Origin of the sequence: Nocardia brasiliensis ATCC 700358, assembly GCF_000250675.2 — a bacterium.
GTDB lineage: Bacteria > Actinomycetota > Actinomycetes > Mycobacteriales > Mycobacteriaceae > Nocardia > Nocardia brasiliensis_B.
In genome coordinates, this window is record NC_018681.1 from 4003191 (window position 1) to 4026869 (window position 23679).

The window sequence follows — 23679 nt, forward strand, 5'->3', positions numbered from 1 at the left end:
AGGGTTCGTAGATCGAGGATCTCGGCTCGGTCGGCCTGGATGCAATGTGGCTCTGGCGTATTCGTGATGGTCGTCGGTGCCGGGGCAGTGACTGAGAGGTACCCATGGTGGGCGATGATGTCCAGCCGTCGCTGGCTGGCACCTATCGGCTTCCGACGGTGGTCGGACGGGCGGCCGAGCTGGCCGAAATGGGGCGTCTGCTCAGCGATCCGCGCGTTCGGCTGCTGACCCTCACCGGAACGGCCGGCGTCGGCAAGACCGTGCTGGCCCGGGAAGCGTTGTCGGACACCACACTCGACGGACGTCGCCGGGCGGCGGTCGATCTCGTGGACGGCGACGACCCGGGTGGCGTCTGGCAGGCGGTGCTGGCGTCGGCGAATCGGGTACTGCCGGGTTCGGCCGCCGCGACACCCGGACGCGACACCGCGTTCGACGTGCTGGTGGATCGGCTCGGCGAGCACCCCCTGGTGCTGTTGCTGGACAACTGCGATCGAGTAGTCGAGCGGATCTCCACCGATCTCGTGCGCCTGCTCGCGTGCTGCCCGAACCTGATCGTCGTGGCGACCAGCCGGATTCCGTTCCGGCTCTACCGCGAATGCGTGCTGTGCGTGCGTCCGCTGCCCACCGACACCGGTAGTGGCGACTACTACCCGGGCTCCTCCTTCGCCGCGGAACTGCTGCTCGACAGCATCGACAGTCACTACCGCGGGTCGGCCACCATGGCGGATCGGCTGGTCGTGGACGAGATCGTGGCGGAGTTGGACGGGGTGCCGCTGGCGCTCGAGCTGGCCGCGGGCACCATCGCCCGGATCGGCCCGGTGCGCACCCTGCAGCAGATCAAAGCCGGCGGCGAGCTGCAATCACCCGGGTATGTGGACGTCCCGGCCCGGCATCGGTCCCTGCCCGGAGCGGTCGAGTGGGGTCTGCGCGACCTCGCGCCCGAGGCGCTCGAGCTGCTGCTGCGCCTTTCGCTGTACGAGTCGGTGATCGATACCGACACCGCCTGTCTCGCAGTGGGTATCGGCGAGGAGCAGGCCGCGGCGGCGCTGGCCGACCTGGTGCAGCGCAGCCTGCTCGACCACACGGTGAGTGGCCCGCGAGGCAACGGTTACCGGCTCTTCGCGCCGGTGCGCGCCTACTGCCGGCACGCGTTGCGCGCGGACCCGGCGCGGGCCGAGGAGATTCGTGCGGACCAGGTACACCGCCTCGGTCGGCTCGCCGAGACCATCGGCCCGCAGTTCGAGCAGCACGAGCAGCGCGGTGTCGCGCTGGCCACCGCGGGCCGCCTGATCGCGGACTTCCTTGCCGCACTGCACTATCTGATCGACACCGGCCAACCCGAACAGGCGGTCCGGCTCGCGGCGGTGCTGGAATCGGCGTGGATCCAGCACGGCTATCAGGCCGAGCTGGAGTCGGTGCTGGCCAAGGCGCTGGAGATGAGCGACCGGACGACGCTCACGCCCGGCGTGACGGCGCCGCTGTGCCTCGAGGTGCTCGGCGTCTGGGCGGGTCGCTCGGGCCGGCTGCGCCGGGCCGTCGATCTGCTCACGAGTTCTGTTGCCGCATACCGGCGTTTCGACCGTCCCCTGGACGCGGCCCGGACGGCGGTGCCGCTGGCGGTGGCGCTGGCCGCGGTGGGGGAGCACGACACCGCCCGGGACCTGTTGCGAATGGCGGCGCGCTACCGCGACGAACTCGGCGGTCCGTGGCCGATGCGGATCGAACTGTCCCTGCGCCTGGTGACGCTGCCCGATCCGCCGCGGCGCGATACCGCGGCCTGGTCCGAGATCCGGGATCGGATCCGGCAGTTGGACAGCACCGCGCGCCTGATCGGACTGAACACCTTGGCGCGCACACAGATCGGGCCGCTGACCGCGGATCGCGCCCAGTCGCTGTACCGGGAGAATCTGGCGAACAACGACCTGTCCACCCATGTGCTGCAGACGATCGTCGCGCTCGAAGGCTGTGCTCGCGCCTACGACGCGGTCGGCGTCGAGTATGCCGAACCGACGTTGACCCTGCTCCTCGCGGCCCGTCACCTGCGGGCCACGCACGGGATCCCGCTGCTCGGCGCGGGCGATCCCGCGCCCCGCTTGGCGGAGAACCGGAACGCGGTGGGCGAGAGCAAGTTCCGTGAGATCCAGCGGCTGGCGGCGGAATCGACCCTGACCGAGGCGGTCGCCTACGCGCGGAACGCGCCCACGCTGCCCGACCCGGAAGATTCCCCGCTGGCCGCCCTGACGAACCGGCAGCGCGAGATCGCGACACTGGTGGCGACCGGGATGACCAACCGGATGATCGCGACCCAGTTGCGGATCTCCGAATGGACCGTGGTGAACCACGTCCGGCAGGTGATGCTCAAGCTCGACTGCCCGTCCCGGCTGCACGTCGCACTGGTGGTGGAACGCGAAGCGCAACTCGGCGATCCGGCCCCGGAGGCGCCCCGAATCGCGTTGGCGCGCAAGCCGTGACGTGTGGCCGTAAGCCTTGACCAACGATTACGGGCCGTAGGTCAGCACCGCGCTGATGACGAACCACAGGAGCCACGCGAACGCGATCAACATGCCCACCGCGAGGGTGATGCGCATGAAGGCCCGGCCGAAGTCCATGTCCCGGGTTTCCCGCGGATACAGCTTCCACGGGCTGTACCAGGGCGCCTCGACCGCGTAGATCGGCTTGCTCGCCTCCCGCTCGGCCTGGGCCAGTTCCTCCGCGTACGCCTCCGCCTGCGCCTGATTCGGGCCGCCGTGCCACAGCGTGATGTCGATCGGGCCGAGGAAGCCCTCGTTGAGCAGTTCCTGCGGGGCGGGCAGGTAGGGGAGGATGCCGAGGCCACGGAACGCGACCGCGACATCGTTCGCCGTCCACAGGTGCTTCTCCTGCTCGGCCAGCACATCGAAATAGTGCCGCAGCCGCGCGGGGTCCTCGCCGAGGATCACGTCGAAGCTCGGGTCGCTCCAGGCCTGCTGGATCTTCAGCTGCGCACCGCGCAGCGGGACGACGAGCGCGAGCCCGTGCACCGCGCGCTGGCCGAGCCCGCGATCGGCCAGCCAGTTCTGCAACGCGAATGTGTGCTCACGCGACTTTTCCAGGGGCGTGCGCCGGTCGCGCCCCTCCATGGCGGCCGGCTCGCCGTTGATCGTCCACGCGCCGTTCAGCGGGATCTCCAGCACGCCGTCCTGCCGCGCCACCAACGCCTCCGCCTCGATCACCACGCAGCTGGTCGGCGTCCAGATCACCGCGTCGAACTGATGCAGCCGATCCTTGTGGAACAGACTGCAGTTGATCGTGGCGACGCCCTTGGGGCTGCCCGGGTCCTTCCAGGTGCGCAGCCAATCGATCAGCGCGCGCTCGGCATTGGTGCCCGCGGCGTTCTGCACTCGCACCAGCATTGACGACCGCCCTTCACGTCGACACTCGACAGCTCACAGGATACGAGGTCCGGCGCCGGGTTCGTCGCCCTCATGGCAACAGTCGGCGTGTTGGTGCGCACTCACTCCGCCGGTTCGGCCGCGATCTTGCCGCTGCGCACCGCCTCGACCAGCACCGCGTGGTCGGCTTCGGTGCGATCGGCGTAGCGGACCGCGAACGCCGCGACCGCCTCCTCGAACCGCTCGTCGTCGCCGAGATAGCCTGCCAGCAGGCGGGGATCGAGCGAGCGGGAGTGCGCGCGGGCCAGTAGCGCCCCGGCCAGCCTGCCGTAGTCGTCGAGATCGTCGGCGGACAGTTCCGCCGGGTCGATGCTGCCCTTCAGATTGCGGAATTGCCGCACGATGAACGGCAATTCGACGCCGTCGCCGGTCGGGTCCACGCTGGTCCAGCCGAGCAGGATATCGGTCTCGGATTGAACGTGCCTGGCGCCCTGCACGATTCGCTCGCCTTCGTGGCGTGCCGGGACGGCGGGCAGATAGGGCGCGAGCGCGGACGGGTTGGCCTGCTTGATCTGCAGAACCACCGACTCGCCCTCGTTACCGTGCAGCAACGCCACATAGCTGTGCAGCCCGACACTGCCGGTGCCGACGATCCGGAACGCGATGTCGGACACCGCGAATCGCGCGAGCAGATGACGCCGGGACTCCCGCAGGGTGCCCGCGTAGCGCTCCAGTCCACCGGTGAACGCCGCCGCCACGTGCTCGTCCACCTCGGTGAGAATCGGTGGGTCGCTGACGAATCGGTGCTTGCGGATGCCGGTCTCGTGATCTTCCAGGTGCTCGGTCCACTTCGCGACCACTTTGGCGCTGGTGTTCTTGCGGGCCTTCTTGGCGGCCTTCTTGAAATCGTCGATCAGGTCCTCGGCCTTCGCGGCGCTCAGGATCGACTCGTCGGGCAGCGCGGTCCACGAGGTCATGAACGGCAGATCAGCGAGTTGACCGGCGGCGAGGCGGTACGCGCGCGCGGCGTCGCAGGCCGCCCGGCGGCAATCCTGCTCGTCCGCACCGCTTTCCCGGCCCGCGAGCACCAGGCTGGCCGCGAGCCGCTCCAGATCCCATTCCCACGGACCGGCCACGGTTTCGTCGAAATCGTTGATGTCCATGATGATTTCGCCGCGGGCCGTGCCGTACAGGCCGAAATTGGCGGCGTGCGCGTCACCGCAGATCTGTGCGGCCAGCCCGCTGTCCGGTCCGCCGGCCAGATCGGCGGCCATCAGCCCCGCCGCGCCGCGGTAGAAGGTGAACGGTGAGGTGATCATCCGTCCGATCCGCAGCGGCACCAGATGCGGCAGGCGCCCCGCATTGCTCGCCTCGATGAAGTCGAGCACCTCCGGCCGCCGCACGCTGGTGGCCTCGCGATCGCGCGCGATCACCGGGACTTGCTGGCGAATCGCCCGTCCGCGCGCACGTACCTCCGCAGCGGGGGTGTACGAGCGCAAATCGATACCGTTCTCCGACACAAGGACTGACGCTAGCGGGTAACTGCCATCCTGGGCACCCCCGATGGTCGACGTCACTCGGGCCGAGATCGCGCGGGGCGATCCCGGCCCGATTCCCACCGTGCTGGTTCGACCGGTCGCTCAGGTGGCCGAGACCGGCGGCTGCGCCGCATCCGCCGGGACGATCGGCAGGCGCAACGCACCGGGCGCGGCGGCGGGCACGACGGCGTGCTTCGGCGCCACCGGGACGATCCGCCGGTAGGCCGCACCGAGTTCGGGGCGCGGGTCCTGCTCGTTCTTGTTGGGCCAGAACGCCATTGCCCGCTCGGCCTGCGCGGTGATGGTGAGCGAGGGATTGACGCCCAGATTCGCCGTCACCGCGGATCCATCCGCGATGTGCAGTCCGGGGTGGCCGAACACCCGCTGATATGGATCGACGACGCCGGTGTCGGCCGTGTCGCCGATGACGCAGCCGCCGATGTAGTGCGCGGTCGCCGGGATGTTGAACACGTCCATCACCAGGCCGTGCGTATCGCCCTCGACCTTCTCGCCGAAACGGCGGCCGATGTCGTGCGCCATCGGGATCCAGGTCGGGTTCGGCTCGCCGGTGCCCTGTTTCGTCTTCAACAGCCCGCGCTTGCGGAACGAGGTCAGCGAATTGTCCAGCGACTGCATGACCAGCAGGATCACCGACTTCTCCGAGGCGTGCCTGGCGTTGAGGCTGCGCAGGAAGACCAAGGGATGCAGCACGATCGCGAGCAGGAAGCGCAGGAACCGGAACGCGCCGCCGTCCACGATCGGCACCGACATCGGGAACAGCGCGTTCTGGCCCTTGCCGTAGTGGCACACCTCGATGTGGGTGTCCTCGGCCGGGTGGATGGAGGAGGTGATCGCGATGCCCTCGGCGAAGTCCCGGCGCGCACGGCTGACCACGTTGAGGATCGCCTCGGAATTGCTGCGGGTGAGCTCGCCGAGCCGGGGCGAGAGCCGGGGGAGCACCGCGTCGTCGCGCATTTTGTGCAGCAACTTCTGGGTGCCGAGCGCGGCGCCCGCGAACACCACCTGCTCGGCGGTGAAAGTCTTGCGCTGCTTGCGAATCCACCGGTCCGACCGCTGCGTCTCGACCGCGTAGCCGCCCTCGGGGAGCGGGCGCACCGCAGTGGCCGTGGTGAGTTCGTGCACCTCGGCGCCGGCCTGTTCGGCCAGGTACAGGTAGTTCGTGGTGGTGGTGTTCTTGGCGTTGTGCGGGCAGCCGGTGAAGCACTGCGCGCAGTGCACGCAGCCGCGCCGGCGCGGCCCGACGCCGCCGAAGTAGGGATCGTCGACCTCGGTGCCCGGATCATCCTCGTTGAAGAACACCCCGACGTTCGTCGGGTGGAAGGTGTGCCCGACGCCGAGGTCGCTCGCGATCTCCCGGATCACGTCGTCGGCCGGGGTCAGCCGCGGATTCGGCGCCACGCCGAGCATCCGCTGCGCCTGGTCGTAGTAGGGCGCGAGTTCGGCCCGCCAATCGGTGATGTGCGCCCACTGCTTGTCGGTGTAGAAGTCGGGCAGCGGCTCATAGAGGGTGTTGCCGTAGATGAGCGAGCCGCCGCCGACGCCGGCGCCGGAGAACACCGCGCACTTGCCGAGCACACTGATCCGCTGCGGCCCGGTCAGGCCGAGCCGGGGCGCCCAGATGGATTTGCGGACATTCCAATTGGACTTCGGGATATCCTCGGCGTTCCACCGCCGGCCCGCCTCGAGCACGCCGACCCGATACCCCTTCTCGGTCAGCCGGAGCGCGCTCACGCTGCCGCCGAAACCGGATCCGATCACCACCACGTCGTAGTCGAATGTGGGCATGACTTCCTCTCGTCACCAACCGTTCGGCAGGTCCGCACCGCGCCGATGGATGAGATAATTTCATACTCATTCTTTCATCGACCAGCTGTGGTGCACACCATCGTCGCATGCGGATATCGCCGAACGCGGCGCGCCTGGATGGCGTCGAGCGGGGTCGGTGCGGTAAGCACGGGGCGTGACAACCGAATCGGGCACCACGGAACCAGAGGAACGCGCCGCCGGTGACGGCGTGCTCGGCGGTATCTTCGCCGATCGCATCCTCACCGTCCCGAATGTCCTGAGCGTGCTGCGCCTGCTCGGCGTTCCGCTGCTGCTGTGGCTGATGCTGGTGCAGCGGGCCGACGGCTGGGCGTTCGCGCTGCTGATCGCCAGCGGCGTCACCGACTTCCTGGACGGCAAACTGGCCCGCCTGCTCGATCAGTCGTCCCGGCTCGGCGCGCTGCTCGACCCGTTCGTCGACCGGCTCTACCTCGTGACGACGCTGGCCGCCTTCGTGATCCGCGGTCTGCTCCCGGTGTGGGTCGCGGTGCTGCTGATCGGCCGCGAAGCGGTGCTCGCGCTGACGTTGTCCATCTACAAGCGGCGCGATCTACCGCCGCCCGACGTCATCTATTTGGGCAAGGCGGCCACCTTCGCCTTGATGTCCGCGCTGCCCTGGTTGCTGGCCGGGGAGATGGATTGGGCACTCGATGGTTTCGGACGGGCCTTCGGCGGGGCACTACTGGTCTGGGGCACGGCAGTGTATGTATGGACCGGCCTGCTCTACACCGGCAAAGCGATCGCGGTCGCACGCGCGATACCGGCTGTGCCACACCGGTCCACGTAAGGTGCAGCGCCGGGTCGGACTCTCGGCCGACCCTCGCATAGAGTTGCGCACACACGATCACGATGGAAAGGACGGACGGGCTGTGACCCAGACCCCCGAGGACCTGCGCTACACCGATCAGCACGAGTGGGTGCGGCGACTCAGCCCTACCCGCGTTCGGGTGGGAATCACCGACTACGCCCAGTCGCAGCTCGGTGACGTCGTGTTCGTGCAGCTGCCCGAAACCGACAAGGACGTCGCGGTGGAAGACAGCATCGCCGAGGTCGAGTCGACCAAGAGCGTCTCCGACATCTACGCGCCGCTGAGCGCGAAAGTTGTTGCGGTGAACGAGGAATTGGTGCAGCAGCCGGAGACGCTGAACACCGATCCGTACGGTGACGGCTGGCTGTTCGAGTTGGAGGTCGCCGACGCTGCCGGCCTCGACGCGACGCTGGGTGAACTGCTGGATGCGGCAGGTTATCAAGGAGTTATCGGGGGCTGAATCAGCCTTCCCGGTTCTACCTGCACGGGCACGCCCTGGCAGGGTACGGTCAATGCCAACAGATCCGCCGGCAGTCGTTGCCGGGAATCTAGGGACTCGACGGCAGGTCGTGGTGCCACAGGTATCACCTGCTTGCATGGATAATCAGGTTCGAGGAGGAGAGAAACGGTGAGCGAGAACAAAGACCCGGGTTACGGGGAGACCGCGGCCGAGACGACGTCGGTCTTCCGCGCGGATTTCCTGAACGAGGTCGACGCGTCGCGCTCCGGAGAGCCGACCGGTGAACAGCCGGTCCAAGGGGTCGAGGGTCTGCCCGTTGGTGCGGCCCTCTTGGTCGTCAAGCGCGGTCCGAACGCGGGCTCGCGGTTCCTGCTGGATCAGCCGACCACGTCGGCCGGTCGCCACCCCGACAGTGACATCTTTCTCGACGACGTCACCGTCAGCCGTCGGCACGCCGAGTTCCGTCAGGACGACGATTCGTTCCAGGTGGTCGATGTGGGCAGCCTGAACGGCACCTATGTGAATCGGGAGCCGGTGGACTCCTCGGAACTCCAGAACGGCGACGAGGTGCAGATCGGCAAGTTCCGTCTGGTGTTCCTCACCGGACCGAAGGCGTCGGTGAGCGAAACGGGTGCAGGGAGCCTATGAGCACGCGGCGTCGGGTCGAAGGGCTCGGGGTCATGAGAGTGTGTGCTGTGTCGAGGGATAGGGCACTGTGACGGGCGCGGCGCAATGGGCACGCGGAGGCATGTCGATCGGCTCCGTGCTCGACCTGTTGCGCCCGGACTTTCCGGACGTCACCATCTCCAAAATCCGTTTCCTGGAGGCGGAAGGCCTCATTCGGCCGGAGCGAACGCCCTCGGGCTATCGCAGGTTCTCCGTCGCCGATTGTGAACGGCTGCGGTTCGTCTTGACCGCGCAACGCGATCAATACCTGCCGCTGAAGGTGATCAAGGAACAACTCGAAGCGATCGACAGCGGTGCGGCGTCGCTCGGGGTACGGGAAGCCCGTGCCCGAGCGCACTCCGGCCGCACGGGTGCCGCGGAGCCGACCACTACCGGATCGGCCTCCGGGCACCCTGCCGCGTCCGGCGGGAACAGCAACGGTGCCGCGGCGCCGAGGAGGCTCGGCGTGGTGCCCAGCGAGATTTCCCCCGACGATCTGCGTTTCGATCACGAAATCCGGCTCACCCGCGCGGATCTGCTCGCGAAGGCCGAGATCGACGACGCGTTCCTGAACGATCTGATCCGGGCCAACCTCATCACCCCCGGCGCCGCCGGCTTCTTCGACGGTGATGCGGTGACCCTGGCCAAGACCGCCAAGGCGATGGCCGAATTCGGTTTGGAGGCACGGCATCTGCGTGCGTTCAAACTCGCCGCCGACCGCGAGGCCGCGCTGGTCGCGCAGATCGCCGCGCCGATCGCGAAGAGCCGCGATGCCGGCGCTCGCGCGCGCGCCGAGGAAACCGTGCGGGAATTGGCGGCGCTGTCGTTGACGTTGCATGCCTGTCTGGTGAAGTCGTCGGTGCGGACGTCGCTGGGCGGCTGAACATCCCGGCGAATCACCAGGCCGGGCTGAAGTGTCAGGTTTCAGTCGGCCAACACGCCGATTTCGGCTGTGCACACGCATCGCTGCACCCGTCCGCGTTCGCCTAGACTCGTGGTACGGCGAGCTCTGCGGTGGTCGTGCCGGGCGGCCTGGCGAAATGGGAGGCAGTGCGATGAGTGAGCGAAGCGAGCGAATCATGTTGCAGCGTGCTTCGCGCGTGGCGGAGCTGAGCGGAGCGAGGCGCAGCCATGAGTGAAATGCGGGTTATCGGCATTCGTGTCGAACAGCCACAGAATCAGCCCGTGCTGTTGCTTCGTGAGGTGTCGGGGGACCGGTATCTACCGATCTGGATCGGGCAGGCGGAAGCGACCGCGATCGTGCTGGAGCAGGAGGGGGTGACGCCGATTCGGCCGCTGACCCACGATTTGATCAAGATCCTGATCACCGAGCTCGGGCACACACTGAAAGAGGTGCGCATCGTCGATCTGCAGGAGGGCACCTTCTACGCGGATCTGGTGTTCGACAACGATCTGCACGTGTCGGCACGGCCGTCGGATTCGGTAGCGATCGCCTTGCGGGTGGGTTGCCCGATCTATGCCGAGGAACCGGTGCTCGAGGAGGCCGGGCTGGTCATGCCGGACGAGCGCGAGGACGAGGTGGAGAAGTTCAAGGAGTTCCTCGAGTCGGTGTCACCCGACGATTTCAAGGCCACCGACAGCTGACCAGGATCTTTCCGGCATCCCGGCGTTTTCCCGGGATGACCGGGGGATCAGCTCTGAACTAGAGCTTGAGACTTTGACCGCGCGTCGCGTTTGGCTCGACGATGGTGCTCCCTGGACAATCTAGGGGAGTAATCTCGATAGTTGGGCCACGTCCGTTTTGGCCAGTTCGGCAGTACCGCAGTGTTCGGCAGTACCGCAGTGGTCGAAACGGAGCCGGGTCATCGATGAGGCTAGCCGTCGGCGAAGCAAGGGAGTGGTCAGTGGCAGAGCAATCGCAGGATGTGGTACAGCCAGGCCTGTTCCCGGACGACTCGGTTCCTGACGATCTAGTCGGCTACCGGGTACCCAGTGCATGCCAGGTGGCCGGGATCACCTACCGGCAGCTCGACTATTGGGCGCGGACCGGATTGGTCGTGCCCTCCATCCGCAGCGCGGCCGGCTCGGGGAGCCAGCGGCTGTATTCCTTCAAGGACATCCTGGTCCTGAAGATCGTGAAGCGGCTGCTCGACGCGGGCATCTCGCTACAGAACATCAGGATCGCGGTCGACCATCTCCGCAGCAGGGGAGTGCAGGACCTCGCGGGCATCACGCTCTTCTCGGACGGGACCTCCGTGTACGAGTGCACCTCGCCCGAGGAGGTCGTTGATTTACTGCAGGGTGGGCAGGGCGTCTTCGGTATCGCCATCAGCGGCGCCATGCACGAACTCACCGGTGCCATCGCCAATTTCCCGGCAGAACGCGCGTCCGCGGTGACCGAGCGGCCGGAGGACGAGCTGTCCTACCGTCGCAAGGCGCGAATGAACCGCAAGACCGGTTAAGAGATAAAGCCGACACAACACCCCGCCTCCCCGTCATCGAGGGTAGCGGGGTGTTGTGCTGTGTGGCACTTGAATTTTCGAAGCGCCAGGGCTGGTTGATTCAAAAACATCAGGATACGCAGATATGCGCATCTAACGATGAATGTGCCGCAAAGCGAGTCGGGCACGAACAGCACGTGACCAGCACGACACGGCAGGGAAGGGAGCCGGTGGCGCACATCGGCGTGGCGTCGGCATAAACTGGTGGCGCGTCGCCGCCGTGCGGGAGAGTTCCGGGTAACCCCGGACGCCGAAGGAGCAGCACCTCTCCGTCAATCTCTCAGGCAAAAGGACCGTACGGGCTTCGACGTCTCTGGAAAGCGGTGGCCTGCTACGAGCGGAGTCGCCCGCCCACGGGGAAAGGGGCTCGGCTCAGGTCGCGGCAACCGAATCTCTCAGGCGCCCCGACAGAGGGAGAGGGCTGGTACCCGTCGACCGACGTCGACCCGCCCGACCCCATGGGAGCTGCCGTGACTCGCTCATTCGCCGACCGCCATATCGGACCCGACCGGGAAGAACTCGCCCGGATCCTGGACGTCGTCGGCGTCGGCTCGCTCGACGAGCTCGCCACCAAGGCGTTGCCCGCCAGCATCCTGGACGGTTCCGGACTGGCCGGATTGCCCGCTGCGGCAACCGAACACGAGGTGCTCGCCGAACTCGCCGCCCTCGCGCACTCGAACACCGTCGCCACCTCGATGATCGGCCTCGGCTACTACGACACCCTGACGCCGCCGGTGCTCGTGCGCAACCTGCTGGAGAACCCGGCGTGGTACACCGCCTACACGCCGTACCAGCCGGAGATCAGCCAGGGCCGGCTCGAGGCGCTGCTCAACTTCCAGACCATGGTGTCGGAGCTGACCGGCATGGACGTCGCCAACGCCTCGATGCTCGACGAGGCCACCGCCGCGGCCGAGGCCATGACCTTGCTGCACCGCGCGAGCCGATCCAAGTCGGTCCGCCTGGTGGTCGACACCGATCTGTTCCCGCAGACCAAGACCGTGCTGACCACCCGGGCGCAGCCGCTGGGCATCGAATTGGTGCCGGCCGACCTGTCCGGCGGCGAACTGCCCGAGGGTGAATTCTTCGGCGTGCTCGTGCAGGCGCCCGGCGCGTCCGGGCGGGTAGTGGACTGGACGTCGCTGATCGCCGCCGCGCACGAGCGGGGCGCGCTGGTCGCGGTCGGCGCGGACCTGCTGGCGATGACGTTGATCGCCTCGCCCGGCGACCAAGGTGCCGACGTCTGCTTCGGCACCACCCAGCGTTTCGGCGTGCCGCTCGGCTTCGGTGGCCCGCACGCGGGTTATCTGGCAGTGCGCACGGCGTATGCCAGGCAGCTGCCGGGACGGTTGGTCGGCGTATCGGTGGACGCGGACGGGGACCTCGCCTACCGGCTGGCGTTGCAGACCCGCGAGCAGCACATCCGCCGCGAGAAGGCCACCTCGAACATCTGTACCGCACAGGTACTGCTGGCGATCGTGGCCGCGATGTACGCGAGCTACCACGGTGCCGAGGGCCTGCGCGCCATCGCGCGGCGGGTGCACGGACACGCGGCCGCCATCGCGGCCGGGCTGGACGGCGCGGTCGTGCACGACACCTTCTTCGACACCGTACTCGCGCATGTGCCCGGCGGCGCGGAAGCCGTTGTCGCCAAAGCGAAGTCGCGGGGGATCAACCTGCGGCTGGTGGACGCCGATCACGTCGGCATCGCCTGCGACGAGGCGACCACGGCAGCGCACGTCGCCGCGGTGCTCGAATCGTTCGGTACCGCACTGTCTTCCGAGCAGCGCGAACCAGCTCCCGCCGCCACGATCGAGACCAGGACCTCGCCGTTCCTCGAGCACCCGGCGTTCACCAAGTACCACACCGAAACCGCGATGCTGCGATACCTGCGGTCGCTGTCGGACAAGGACATCGCCTTGGACCGCAGCATGATTCCGCTCGGCTCGTGCACCATGAAGCTGAACGCGACCGCGGAGATGGAAGCGATCACCTGGCCCGGCTTCGCCCGCGTGCACCCGTACGCGCCGGTCGAGGACGCCCCCGGGCTGTTGCAGGTGATCCACGACCTGGAGCAGTGGCTTTCCGATATCACCGGCTACGACTCGGTGAGCCTGCAGCCGAACGCGGGCAGCCAGGGCGAGTACGCCGGGCTGCTGGCGATCCGGCGCTTCCACCTGGATCGTGGTGACACGCATCGGGATACGTGCCTCATCCCGTCGAGTGCGCACGGCACCAACGCGGCGTCGGCGGCGATGGCGGGGCTGCGCGTCGAGGTGGTGAAGTGCCGCGACAACGGTGACGTCGACCTGGACGACCTGCGCGCCAAGATCGCCGACCACGCCGACCGGCTGGCCTGCATCATGATCACCTACCCGTCCACGCACGGCGTGTACGAGCACGAGGTCGCCGAGCTGTGCGCGCTGGTGCACGACGCGGGCGGTCAGGTGTACGTGGACGGCGCGAACCTGAACGCGCTTGTCGGCCTTGCCCGTCCGGGCCGGTTCGGCGGCGACGTCAGCCACCTGAACCTGCACAAGACCTTCTGCATCCCGCACGGCGGCGGTGGGCCCGGCGTCGGTCCGGTCGCGGTGCGGTCGCATCTCGCGCCGTACCTGCCGGGCGACCCGCTCGAGCTCGATTCGCACGCGGTGTCGGCGGCGAAGTACGGTTCGGCGTCGATTCTGCCGATCACCTGGGCATACATCCGGATGATGGGCGCGGACGGCCTGCGCGGCGCGACGCTGACCGCGATCGCCTCGGCGAACTACATCGCCCGCCGGCTCGACGAGTACTTCCCGGTGCTCTACACCGGTGAGCACGGCATGGTCGCGCACGAGTGCATTCTCGACCTGCGCGAGATCACCAAGCAGACCGGCGTCACCGTCGACGATGTGGCGAAGCGTCTGGCGGACTACGGTTTCCACGCGCCGACGATGAGCTTCCCGGTGGCCGGCACGCTGATGGTGGAGCCCACCGAGAGCGAGAACCTCGCCGAGTTGGACGATTTCATCGAGGCGATGATCGCCATCCGCAAGGAGATCGACCAGGTCGCCGCGGGCGTCTGGCCGGTCACCGACAACCCGCTGCGCGGCGCGCCGCACACCGCGGCCAGCCTGGTGGGCGAGTGGGAGCACCCGTACAGCCGCGAAACCGCGGTGTACCCACGGGGTCTCGGCCACGCTCGCGCGAAGGTGTGGCCGCCGGTGCGCCGCATCGACGGCGCGTACGGTGACCGCAACCTGGTGTGCTCGTGCCCGCCGCTGGAGGCGTACGCCGACTGAGGTAGCCCGGCCGGGTGCGCTGAGCGCACCCGTTCTGGCTCGCCGCACCACTTCCGTTGTCGCGCACCCGTTCTGAGATACCAGAGGGGGTGCGCGACGACGGAAGGGGTGCGGCTTTCGGTGTTTACGGGGTCGTCAGCGACTGCACGATCGCCGAGGCGAAGGTGAGATCGTCGGAGGTGGCCAGGCGGGTGTAGGTGCCGCCGCTCTGTTCGGAGATGCTCTTCAGCGTCTGCGTGCCGGGGCCGCCGATCACGATGATGTCCACGCGGACCGGGTGCGCCTTGTCGATCGCCGCGGCCATATCGCTCGCGAGTTTCGCGCCGGTGACCGAGGAATCGTCATCGGGTCCGTCGGTGATGAGCAGCACCGAATTGGTGCGTCCCGCAGTGTAGTTGGCGACCGCGTTCTTATAGGCGGCGATCAAGGAGGGGTAGGCCTGATCGGCGCGGACGTCGGTGGCGCGCAGGGCGCCGAGTGCGCTGCTGACCTTCGTGCGCTGGGCGTCGGTGAGCGGCGCGGTGGCGGCCTGCACCTTGTAGGGCTTGGTGTCGTCGAGGTTCTTGCCGAAGGTCCAGATGCCGAGGCCGAAGTCGGGCGGCATGACGGTCATCGTGGAGTTGAGGGCGGCGATCACGTTGGCGAGCCTGGTGGTGGAACCGTCGGCGGTCGACATCGACGCCGAGACGTCCACCAGCACAGTCGATTGCACGCCGAGCACCGGGTTGGCGAGGGTGCCGGCGACCTTGTCCAGGACCGCGCGCGGCGGTGCGGGTGCGGTGGCGGGCGGGCCTGCGGTGAACCCGGCCGCGGCGAACGTCTGCGCGGTCTCCGGGGTGCGCAGGAAGTCGGCGAACAGACCGCCGATCAGGTTCTGGGTCTTGTCGACCCACGGCCCGGACATCAGCGCCGCGGGGTGGTCGGCGATCGGTGCGGCCCCGGACGGACGGTAAACAGCAAGTCCAGGTTGGCTTTTGATCTGCTGCTCGGTCGTGGCGACGGCGTGCACGGTGGCGTCCTTGGGCGCGCCCGCGAGCGCGCTGAAGGCGGCGGCGGTGTCGGGTACCTCGGGTGCTTCGGCGGCGAGTCCGGAGATCGCCGAGACGACCTGGCCCGACTGCGCGGCGGGGTCGGTGAGTGGGTCCGCGCCGGAGACCGCGGAGCCGACCGCGATGGCGGCGGCTAGGGTGGCGTCGCCGGGCGGCAGTGCCATGCGCAGGCCGCCCCAGCCGGACAGGCCGATATCGCCGAGCGAACCCTGTTGCAGGCGTGGCAGATCCGACCACGACGACTTGGCTTCTTCGAGGGCGCCGCGCAATTCGTCGGGCACCGCGAGCACGATCGGGCTCGCTGCGATCGGCGCGGGTGTGCCCTCGATGAGGCCGGGGACGCGCATGGCTTCGATGGAGCGGGTCGAGTCCGGGATCCACAGCACCGGTTGCGGGCCGAGATGCTGATCCCACGGCTTGCCGCTGGTGAAGGCGGCGACGATGGAGGCGGACGGCTGGGTGGTCACCGACACCTGCGCGCAGTGGTCGCGCACCTTCGGCTTTGTCGCGTTGTAGCGGTCCGCGGCCGCTCTGACCTGCGGTGCGATATCCGGATCGGCCGTCACGTACAGCGTCGCGGCGCCGGAGACGCATTCGGCCGCGGCGGCGCTGTCCTCGTCCGCGGCCCGGTCTCGCAACTGAAACCAGCCGAAGACGCCCGCGACCAGCAGCACGATGGCCACTATCGCGAGAACCGGACCTTTACTGACGCCACGGGACCTGGTTCCGCTGCGATGAGTGCCCACGGTGCACAGTGTATGTTCACCTGCGGTTTGCGGGCTCGGCGAGTCTCCTGCTCGTCGGCGTGCCGTGTCGAAACGCCCGGCGTCGTGCCCGGACGGGGCACGACGCCGGTGGTCAGGGGCGGATCATCCGCCCCCGGTCGAACTCGTGGCCACCCCAGACGCCGGACTGGCCGGTGCGCGCGGCGAATTCGCCGCACGCGGTGCGGATGGGGCAGTCCGCGCAGACCTCGCGCGCGTAGTCGAAGTCCTGCGACGGATACGGGAACCAGGCCTCGTGATGCGGGTCACCGCGGCAGGCGGCCCGATGCCATTCGCCGGAGTCCGAGAGTGGGAGCAGCTCCGCCAGGGTCAGCTGCACGACGGCGGCGGTGTCGGTGTGGACGGTCATCGTGGTTGTCTCCTTTCTCGGATATCAGGTCCGTGCGAGCTGCTTCCAGATCTGTCGCTGCTGTCTGGCCCGGTGGTTGGGCGCCTTCGGCACCCAGAGCAACCGCATGCCCGCCTCCTCGGGCGTGCGGTCGGCCTTGCTCGTGTTGCACGGCCCGCAGCAGGCGACGAGGTTGCTCCAGGTGTTCGGGCCGCCCCGGCTGCGCGGGCGGATGTGGTCGACGGTGCGGGCCCAGGCGGCGCAGTAGCCGCAGCGGTGGTTGTCCCGGCGCAGCACACCGGCCCAGGTGGCGCGGCTCTCGTCGTGTACCCGGGTGCTGTGCTCGAGGTAGACGTAGCGCAGCAGCCGGATGGTTTCCGGCAGGAGCACCTCGACGTGTTGGGACCGGATCGTGAAGTGCGGGACCCGGTCGGCGATCGACTCCGCGGTTCCGGCCATGAGCAGCACCACGGCCCGGTCGGCGCTGATCTCGTCGAGTGCCTCGTAGGAGGCGTTGAGCACCAGCACGCCGGTGTGTATCCAGTTGTCGGCGGTGACGGCCGCGGGGTAGGCGGCATGGCGGAAGGGCATGGGAATCACCATGTTTCGGGAAGAGTCGAGCGATGCGGCGGAAGGGGGAGGTCAGCGACCGTCTTGGAGGCGGCTGTTTTCGCGACCTGGTTTCACGGTCGACAAGCGCTGGGCCGCATGGGTGTTCGGCATGGTCGGGCGCATTCGCCACCTCCTCCTCTCCACGTGCTCGGGCGTCACCGCTACTCGGTGATCATCGTCGAATCCCATGGTGACATAACGGACCTACCGTTGTCGGGTCATTTTTCGCGGCTCGGCTCAGGCGGCGTGCTGCCCGGTCAGGGCCGCGTCGGCGCTGGTCGAGCGGGTGCGCAGGATGCCGGCCGCGGCCGCGGCGAGCACGCAGAACGCGACGGGCAGGAAGAAGACGACGTCGAGTGCGGCGAAGTGGGTGAGCGGTCCGATGATCGCGGGTCCGGCCAGCATGCCGAGATATCCGATGCCCGCCACGCGGGCGACGTTGGCGCCCACCGCGTTTCGGTCCGCGTGACCGGCGGCGCTGAACAGTTGCGGGACGCACCCGGACATGCCCGCACCGAAGATGCCCATCCGAGGAGCGCGAGGGGAATCCACGGGGAGAGCGCGGCAGTGGACAGGCCGAGCGCCGCCGTCGCCGCGCCGTAGCGAAGGATGGCCACCGGGCCGAACCGGGTGCTGAGCCGATCGGCGAGCAGGCGGCCGACGGTCATCGCGGTGGCGAAGGCGCCGTAGGCGAGCGCGGCGGTGGCGGGGGAGGCGGACAGCACGTCGCGCAGATGCAGTGTGCTCCAATCGTTGGCGACGCCTTCGCAGAGCATGAGCAGGAACGCGAGGACGGCGAGCAGCCAGATCCGCCGGGTCGCTTTGTATTTGCCGCTTGTCGCGGAAGTGTTTGCGGTGCCGGCGGTTTCGGCCCGAAGCAGGGACGGTGCGGCGGACAGCGCGACAGCGAGCCCGAGCAGGGCCGCGACGCCGAGCGTGATGGCGGGTGACCAGTCCCAGCTCAGCGTGCGGGCGCCGATCAGCGCGGCGAGTACACCGCCCAGCGAGAAGGTGGCGTGGAACGCCGACATCACCGCGCGCTGATAGCCGTGTTCGACCTGGACGGCGTGCGAGTTCATCGCGACGTCGAGACAGCCGTTGCCGAGCCCGAGTCCGAACAGGGCCGCGCCGAGCAGCCAGCCGTCGGTGGCCAGCCCGGGCGGTACCAAGGCGACCGCGCACAGCGCGGCGCTCGCCGGGACGACGACACGGGCGCCGAAACGATCGGCGAGCGGGCCGACGATCTGCATGCCCGCGAAGGCCCCCGCACCAAGAAGCAGGAGCAGCCAGCCGAGTGTCGCGTGGCTGATGCCGGTCCGCTGTTCGATCGCCGGGATGTGCACGACCCACATGCCCATCAGGAATCCGTTCAGGGCGAAGAAGGCGAAGGTGGCCAGGCGTGCGGCGCGCAACGTACTTTGCATGCTTCCGAACATAACGAACACGATCACTGTGTGAAATATTGATTTATGAACATAACTGATGTTTGAATGGCAGTGTGGTGAGCACAGATCGTCTTACGCAGATCGCCGACGCCGTGCGCGCGGCCGGCAGTCTCGGCGTCGCCGAACTGGCCGAACTGACGGGCGCCTCGGAGATGACCATTCGCCGGGACCTGGAGACCCTCGCCGGTCAGGGCGTGCTCGAGCGCTACCGCGGCGGTGCCAGGACCCTGCTGCTGCGTGGCGAGGAACCGCCGTACGCGCTGCGGGTGCGGGAAGGGCTCGAAACCAAACGCCGGCTCGCCGCGGCCGTGGCCGGGTTGATCGCCGACGGTGAGTCCGTCGTCCTCGACAGCGGGACCACCTGTGTCGAGGTCGCGCACCTGCTGGCGGCACGGCGGGTCACGGTGATGCCGCTGTCGCTGCACGCGGTGCACGCGCTGTCGGCGGCGCCCGCGGTGACCCTGCTGGTGCCGGGCGGCAGGCCACGCCCGGGTGAACTGGCGCTGACCGGTCCGTTGACCCTCGCGTCGTTGGCCGCGATCAGGTTCGACACCGCCGTCATCGGCTGCTGCGGGCTGACCGCCGCCGATGGTCTCACCGCCCACGACCTCGACGACGCCGCGGTCAAACAGGCCGCGATCGCCTCGTCCCGGCGGGTCATCGCGGTCACGGAATCGGCCAAGTTCTTCCGTACTGCCCTGGCCGTCGCGGCCCCCGCCACCGCCCTGCACGCCGTCGTGACCGACCACGATGCCACCCCCGACGCCGTGGACGCGCTACGCGCTACCGGCCCAACGGTTCTCACCGTGTGAGTCGCGGATGTTCAGGCCGCGCCCAGCTCGGCGGCGCCGAAGGAGACGTTGAAGCGGTCGCACCAGATGGTGACGCTGGTGAGGGGCGTCAGGTCGGCGTCGGCGGGGATGGCGTAGTTCTGGCTGCCCCTGTTGCCTTTCAGGCTGCCGAGGTCGAGGTGCCTGCCGTCGTCGAAGACGAACCAGCCGGAGCTGCCTTCGATGACCGGTGCGTCGGTGAGCCACACGTGCAGGTCGGGGCCGTTGGAGGTGTCGAGGTCCGCCAGGCGCAGGACCCGGCTGCCGTCGGGGAGTTGGAGGATGGCGACCGTGCCGGAGGTGGTGTGCTCATGGGAGATGAGCGTGCCGCGGGCGAGGACGCGCGGCTCGGCCGGGACGCCCGGTGGCGCGGCTCCGGCGGGCACCGCGATCGACGGTGCAGCCTCGTCGACGGTGGTGTTCGTGAACAGCCGCCACGGTTGGAACAACGCCAATCCCACCCCGAGCCCGATGACGAGCACCACCGTCAACGTCCACGTGATGGGGGACCGCGCAATCCTGCGAGCCGACACCATGGAAACTCCCTCGAGCCGTTCCAGCAATACGACCATTGAACACCGCATTCCACCACCGACCCGCGCGTCGACGACCGAAAACACGTGAACAAACTCTGACGGATTCCCGCCCCGACCGGCTGGTACCGAGGCACCCGAGCCGTGCCGCAGGGCCGCCGCGTCCCGCCGTGTCGCCGCGTCCCGCCGTGTCGCAGGGCCGCCGAGCCGCGCTGTCGGGCCGCGGTGCCGTGCTGCCGGGCTGGGCTGCCGTGCCGCCGAGCCGCACGGCCGCTGAGCCGGGGTGCCGTGCCGCCGGGCTGGGCTGCCGCGGTGCCGTGCCGCCGGGTCGAGCCGCCGGGCTGGGCTGTCGGCCACTGCTGGGCCGCCGGGCACTGCCGGGTCCGCCGTCAGCCGATCGGCGAGTGGCCGAGCAGGACGCGGCCGGTGAATCGGGTTTGCTTGGCTCGCGGCAGCGGATGGAAGAGGCAGCCGTGGATGTCGCGGTAGCGCATCTCCAGTTCGCAGGTGCGGGAATAGCCCAGTCCGCCAACGGTTTCGATGGCGAGTCGGACGGTATGGATGAGCGCGTCGGCGGCCGCGGTCTTGCGGCTCAGGGTGCGGCTGGCATAGGCATCGGAGTTGTCGAATCGCAGATTGTCCGAACCGGCGAACATGGCGTCGATGAGGTCGGCGGCGGTGGTGTGCGCGTTGACCATCTCACCGGCCAGTTGGAAGGTGGGCGCGTCGTCCCGGTCGGTGACCAGGGCGGCGGCGAGTTCGACTGCGCCGTCGGCGATTCCGAGGTAGGCGGCCATCACCAGCGGCATCGCCGCGCCCATCACCACGTTCAGCAGTGGCGGCCAGGCGTCGGCGCGGCGCACCAGGGAGATCGCGGCATCGGGCACGAAGACGTCGTCGAGGATCACGGTGTGCGAGCCGCTCGCACGCAGACCGAGTGTGTCCCAAGTCTTTTCGATCCGCACACCGGGCGCGGTGAGCGGGACGGCGCAGTGCAGCACGTGCGGGCCCTCGGGTGCGTCCGCCCACCGGATGCTGGTAACGAGCACGGTGCCCGCCTCGACGCCACTGGCCGGTGATTTGCGCGCGTGCACTCGGTAGCCGCCCTCCACCCGCTCGGCCCGGCCGCTGGAGCCGACCCAGTCGGCGGCGCCGGTGCTGATCAGGATCGCGCCGTCGACCACCTTGCCGAACAGCGGTGCCGCGTCGATGCCGTGGTGGTGCCGCCACACCTGGGCGGCGACGAGGTGGGTGTGCATGGCGAACGCGACCGCGGTGGACGGGTCGTGGCGGCCGAGTTCGCGCAGGATGTCACCCATTTCGCGATGGGTGGCACCGCCGCCGCCGAATTCGGCGGGCACCAGCGCGGCGGACAGTCCGGTGCTGCGCAGCAGGTCGAAGGCGGTGGTGGACAGTTCGCCCGCGCGGTCGTTGGCCGCGACGTCGGGGCGCAGGGCGGCGCCGATCTCGCGGGCGCGGGCGATCCAGTCGGTGCGGATGCCGGAAGAGGTTGTCGTCATGTTTCGAAGGTAGGAACGGCCGCGATAACCGAATAGTCCAGAAAGTGGACCCTGCCGGTCCAGTATCTGGACCCCGATCACGAGGTGACCATGACGACAACGGGCTACGGCCAATACTGTCCGATCTCTCGCGCGCTCGACGTGCTCGGCGAGCGCTGGTCGCTGCTGATCGTGCGCGACCTGCTGCTGGGCACGACCCGGTTCAACGATCTGGCGCGCGGCCTGCCCGGCCTGTCCCGCAGCCTGCTGGCCAAGCGGTTGCGCCAGTTCGAGCGGGCCGGACTGCTCGACAAGGTGGGTTCGGAGTACCTGATGACCGCCGCGGGCCGGGATCTGGAGCGGATCCTGTTCGGCCTCGGTGCGTGGGGCGCCCGCTGGAGCTTCGGCGATCCGCGGCCGGAAGAACTCGATCCGGCGGTGCTGGTGTGGTGGATGCATACCCGCCTGGACACGTCCGCGCTGCCCGGCAAACGCCAGGTTTTCGCCGTCCGGTTCACCGACCGTCCGCACCGCTTCTGGATCGTCGTCGAATCGGGTGTCCCGTCGGTCTGCGACGCCGACCCGGGCTATCCGGTCGACGTGGCGATCAACTCCGACGTCGGTTCGCTGTATCAGGTGTGGCTCGGCAAACTCTCGCTGGCGCAGGCGGTCCGGACCGGCCGGCTGACGTTCATCGGCGCGACCGCGCTGACCCGCCGCATGTCCTCGGTGCTGCTGCTGAGCCCGATGGCCCCGTACGTCACTCCGGCGCCGGTCGACTTCACCACGCGCGCTTCGTGATCGGGTGCGGTTGGGGCCCGGAAACCGTGCCTGCCCGCGCACCGACCCGCGAGGTCGATGCGCGGTCCCTGCGGGTCAGAGGTTGCCGACGATGTGCTCGAGGCGCTCGGCGACGTGCTCGCGCGCCTTTTCGCGGAGGGTGGGGCGATAGCCGCTGGGGTAGACGGGATCTGCGGGTTCGTAGGTCTTGAGGACCTCCTTGGCGAGGGTGATCTTGTGCACCTCGGTGGGCCCGTCGGCGATCGCCATCACCTCGGCATAATTCATCATGTCGACGAAGGGGAGGTCGGTGCTGACGCCGATGGCGCCGTGCAGATGCAGTGCGCGCTGGGCGATGTCGTGCATGACCTTGGGCATGGCGACCTTGATGGCGGCGATGTCCTTGCGCACCTTCAGATAGTCCTGTTCCTTGTCGATGCGCCACGCGGTGCGCAGCACGAGCAGCCGGAACTGCTCCATCTCGATCCAGCTGTCCGCGATGCGCTCCTGGGTCATCTGCAGGCCGGCCAGCGGACCCTTGCGCATCGGCCGGGACACGGCACGCTCGGCCATCATGTCGAAAGCCTTGCGCACCAACGCGACCGTGCGCATCGCGTGGTGGACGCGGCCACCGCCGAGCCGGGTCTGCGCGACGATGAAGCCCTGGCCCTCCGCGCCGAGCAGATGGTCGGCGGGCACCCGGACATCGGTGAACCGCAGATGGCCCTCGTGCTCGCTGAACCCGTGCACGTGGAAGTTCTTGACGATCTCGAGGCCGGGGGCGTCGGCGGGCACGATGAACATCGACATGCCCTGGTACGGGCTGACATCCGGATTGGTGACCACCATGACGATGTGGAAGCTGGCGAACTGCGCGTTCGAGTTGAACCACTTCTCGCCGTTGATCACCCAGTGGTCGCCGTCGCGCACCGCCCGGGTCTTGAACGTGGTCGGGTCCGAGCCGCCGGTGGGCTCGGTCATCACATAACAGGAGCCGATGTCACCGGCGAGCAAGGGCGCCAGATACTTCGCCTTCTGCTCCTCGGTGCCGTAGTGGGCGAGGATCTCGGCGTTGCCGGAATCCGGTGCCTGGCAACCGAATACCGAAGGCGCCCAGAACGACGTGCCGAGCACCTCGTTGAGCAGCGCGAGCTTCATCTGCCCGTAGCCCTGGCCGCCGAGCTCGGGCCCCAGGTGGCAGGCCCACAATCCTTGCTCCTTGACCTGCTCCTTCAACGGCCGCATCAGCGCCATGGCTTCTTTGTTGCCGCGGTCGTACGGATTCGGGTACAGCGAGTCGAGCGGCTCGACCTCGGTGCGGACGAATTCCGCCGCCCAGTCCAGTTTCTTCTGGAAGTCCGGGTCGGTCTCGAAATCCCAAGCCATG

20 protein-coding genes and 1 riboswitch are annotated in these 23679 nt (G+C 68.5%); of the genes, 10 read left to right on the top strand and 10 right to left on the bottom strand.

Annotation, left to right across the window (positions count from 1 at the left end):
* The first annotated feature begins 104 nt into the window (after positions 1 to 104).
* Positions 105 to 2471, top strand: coding sequence for an ATP-binding protein (locus O3I_RS18050; protein ID WP_014984390.1), 2367 nt, complete (start codon positions 105 to 107; stop codon positions 2469 to 2471).
* 27 nt (positions 2472 to 2498) lie between these two features.
* Here O3I_RS18050 and O3I_RS18055 read toward each other — a convergent pair whose 3' ends face one another.
* The 3 genes from O3I_RS18055 to O3I_RS18065 form a co-directional block, all read right to left on the bottom strand.
* A complete protein-coding gene (locus O3I_RS18055) occupies positions 2499 to 3392 on the bottom strand; it encodes a nuclease-related domain-containing protein (RefSeq protein WP_014984391.1) in 894 nt (297 codons plus the stop codon).
* 101 nt (positions 3393 to 3493) lie between these two features.
* Positions 3494 to 4891, bottom strand: coding sequence for a DUF2252 domain-containing protein (locus O3I_RS18060; protein WP_014984392.1), 1398 nt, complete (start codon positions 4889 to 4891; stop codon positions 3494 to 3496).
* A 120-nt stretch (positions 4892 to 5011) separates the two neighbouring features.
* Positions 5012 to 6715, bottom strand: coding sequence for a GMC oxidoreductase (locus tag O3I_RS18065; protein ID WP_014984393.1), 1704 nt, complete (start codon positions 6713 to 6715; stop codon positions 5012 to 5014).
* Positions 6716 to 6944: 229 nt separating this feature from the next.
* Here O3I_RS18065 and O3I_RS18070 point away from each other — a divergent pair, with 229 nt between their 5' ends.
* From O3I_RS18070 to gcvP, 7 genes are all read left to right on the top strand, one after another.
* On the top strand, positions 6945 to 7541 hold the full coding sequence (locus O3I_RS18070; RefSeq protein WP_029901340.1) for a CDP-alcohol phosphatidyltransferase family protein: 597 nt from the start codon (positions 6945 to 6947) through the stop codon (positions 7539 to 7541).
* Positions 7542 to 7623: 82 nt separating this feature from the next.
* Positions 7624 to 8022 (top strand): glycine cleavage system protein GcvH, encoded by a 399-nt coding sequence (gene gcvH / locus O3I_RS18075; protein WP_014984395.1) that lies wholly within the window; start codon positions 7624 to 7626, stop codon positions 8020 to 8022.
* Positions 8023 to 8190: 168 nt separating this feature from the next.
* The gene (garA, locus tag O3I_RS18080) at positions 8191 to 8670 is read left to right on the top strand and encodes a glycogen accumulation regulator GarA (protein ID WP_014984396.1); all 480 of its coding nucleotides are present in this window, start codon (positions 8191 to 8193) and stop codon (positions 8668 to 8670) included.
* A gap of 100 nt (positions 8671 to 8770) precedes the next feature.
* Positions 8771 to 9571 (top strand): MerR family transcriptional regulator, encoded by an 801-nt coding sequence (locus O3I_RS18085; RefSeq protein ID WP_014984397.1) that lies wholly within the window; start codon positions 8771 to 8773, stop codon positions 9569 to 9571.
* Positions 9572 to 9819: 248 nt separating this feature from the next.
* Positions 9820 to 10293 carry a bifunctional nuclease family protein gene (locus O3I_RS18090; RefSeq protein ID WP_014984398.1) on the top strand — a complete coding sequence of 158 codons (474 nt, stop codon included), beginning with the start codon at positions 9820 to 9822 and terminating at the stop codon, positions 10291 to 10293.
* 224 nt (positions 10294 to 10517) lie between these two features.
* A complete protein-coding gene (locus O3I_RS18095) occupies positions 10518 to 11111 on the top strand; it encodes a MerR family transcriptional regulator (RefSeq protein WP_029901342.1) in 594 nt (197 codons plus the stop codon).
* Between the two features lie 252 nt (positions 11112 to 11363).
* Positions 11364 to 11456: riboswitch (glycine riboswitch) on the top strand.
* Positions 11457 to 11608: 152 nt separating this feature from the next.
* Complete coding sequence (gcvP, locus tag O3I_RS18100) at positions 11609 to 14431, top strand: aminomethyl-transferring glycine dehydrogenase (protein WP_041562689.1); 2823 nt, start codon at positions 11609 to 11611, stop codon at positions 14429 to 14431.
* Between the two features lie 124 nt (positions 14432 to 14555).
* Here gcvP and O3I_RS18105 read toward each other — a convergent pair whose 3' ends face one another.
* The 4 genes from O3I_RS18105 to O3I_RS18120 form a co-directional block, all read right to left on the bottom strand.
* The gene (locus O3I_RS18105; RefSeq protein WP_041562690.1) at positions 14556 to 16226 is read right to left on the bottom strand and encodes a substrate-binding domain-containing protein; all 1671 of its coding nucleotides are present in this window, start codon (positions 16224 to 16226) and stop codon (positions 14556 to 14558) included.
* A gap of 112 nt (positions 16227 to 16338) precedes the next feature.
* A complete protein-coding gene (locus O3I_RS18110; protein WP_014984402.1) occupies positions 16339 to 16614 on the bottom strand; it encodes a WhiB family transcriptional regulator in 276 nt (91 codons plus the stop codon).
* Between the two features lie 24 nt (positions 16615 to 16638).
* Complete coding sequence (locus O3I_RS18115) at positions 16639 to 17184, bottom strand: HNH endonuclease (RefSeq protein ID WP_014984403.1); 546 nt, start codon at positions 17182 to 17184, stop codon at positions 16639 to 16641.
* Between the two features lie 278 nt (positions 17185 to 17462).
* Positions 17463 to 18629, bottom strand: a complete 1167-nt coding sequence (locus tag O3I_RS18120) for an MFS transporter (protein WP_337587884.1) — start codon at positions 18627 to 18629, stop codon at positions 17463 to 17465.
* Positions 18630 to 18706: 77 nt separating this feature from the next.
* Between O3I_RS18120 and O3I_RS18125 the strand changes: the two genes are divergently transcribed.
* Positions 18707 to 19462, top strand: a complete 756-nt coding sequence (locus O3I_RS18125) for a DeoR/GlpR family DNA-binding transcription regulator (RefSeq protein ID WP_014984404.1) — start codon at positions 18707 to 18709, stop codon at positions 19460 to 19462.
* A gap of 11 nt (positions 19463 to 19473) precedes the next feature.
* Here O3I_RS18125 and O3I_RS18130 read toward each other — a convergent pair whose 3' ends face one another.
* Together O3I_RS18130 and O3I_RS18135 are read right to left on the bottom strand one after the other, a co-directional pair.
* On the bottom strand, positions 19474 to 20016 hold the full coding sequence (locus O3I_RS18130) for a DM13 domain-containing protein (protein ID WP_041563974.1): 543 nt from the start codon (positions 20014 to 20016) through the stop codon (positions 19474 to 19476).
* A 386-nt stretch (positions 20017 to 20402) separates the two neighbouring features.
* Positions 20403 to 21533, bottom strand: a complete 1131-nt coding sequence (locus O3I_RS18135; protein ID WP_014984406.1) for an acyl-CoA dehydrogenase family protein — start codon at positions 21531 to 21533, stop codon at positions 20403 to 20405.
* A gap of 90 nt (positions 21534 to 21623) precedes the next feature.
* Here O3I_RS18135 and O3I_RS18140 point away from each other — a divergent pair, with 90 nt between their 5' ends.
* On the top strand, positions 21624 to 22313 hold the full coding sequence (locus O3I_RS18140; protein WP_014984407.1) for a winged helix-turn-helix transcriptional regulator: 690 nt from the start codon (positions 21624 to 21626) through the stop codon (positions 22311 to 22313).
* 75 nt (positions 22314 to 22388) lie between these two features.
* On the opposite strand, the gene O3I_RS18145 is transcribed toward O3I_RS18140, so the two are convergent.
* A complete protein-coding gene (locus O3I_RS18145) occupies positions 22389 to 23678 on the bottom strand; it encodes an acyl-CoA dehydrogenase family protein (RefSeq protein WP_014984408.1) in 1290 nt (429 codons plus the stop codon).
* Position 23679 lies beyond the last annotated feature (1 nt).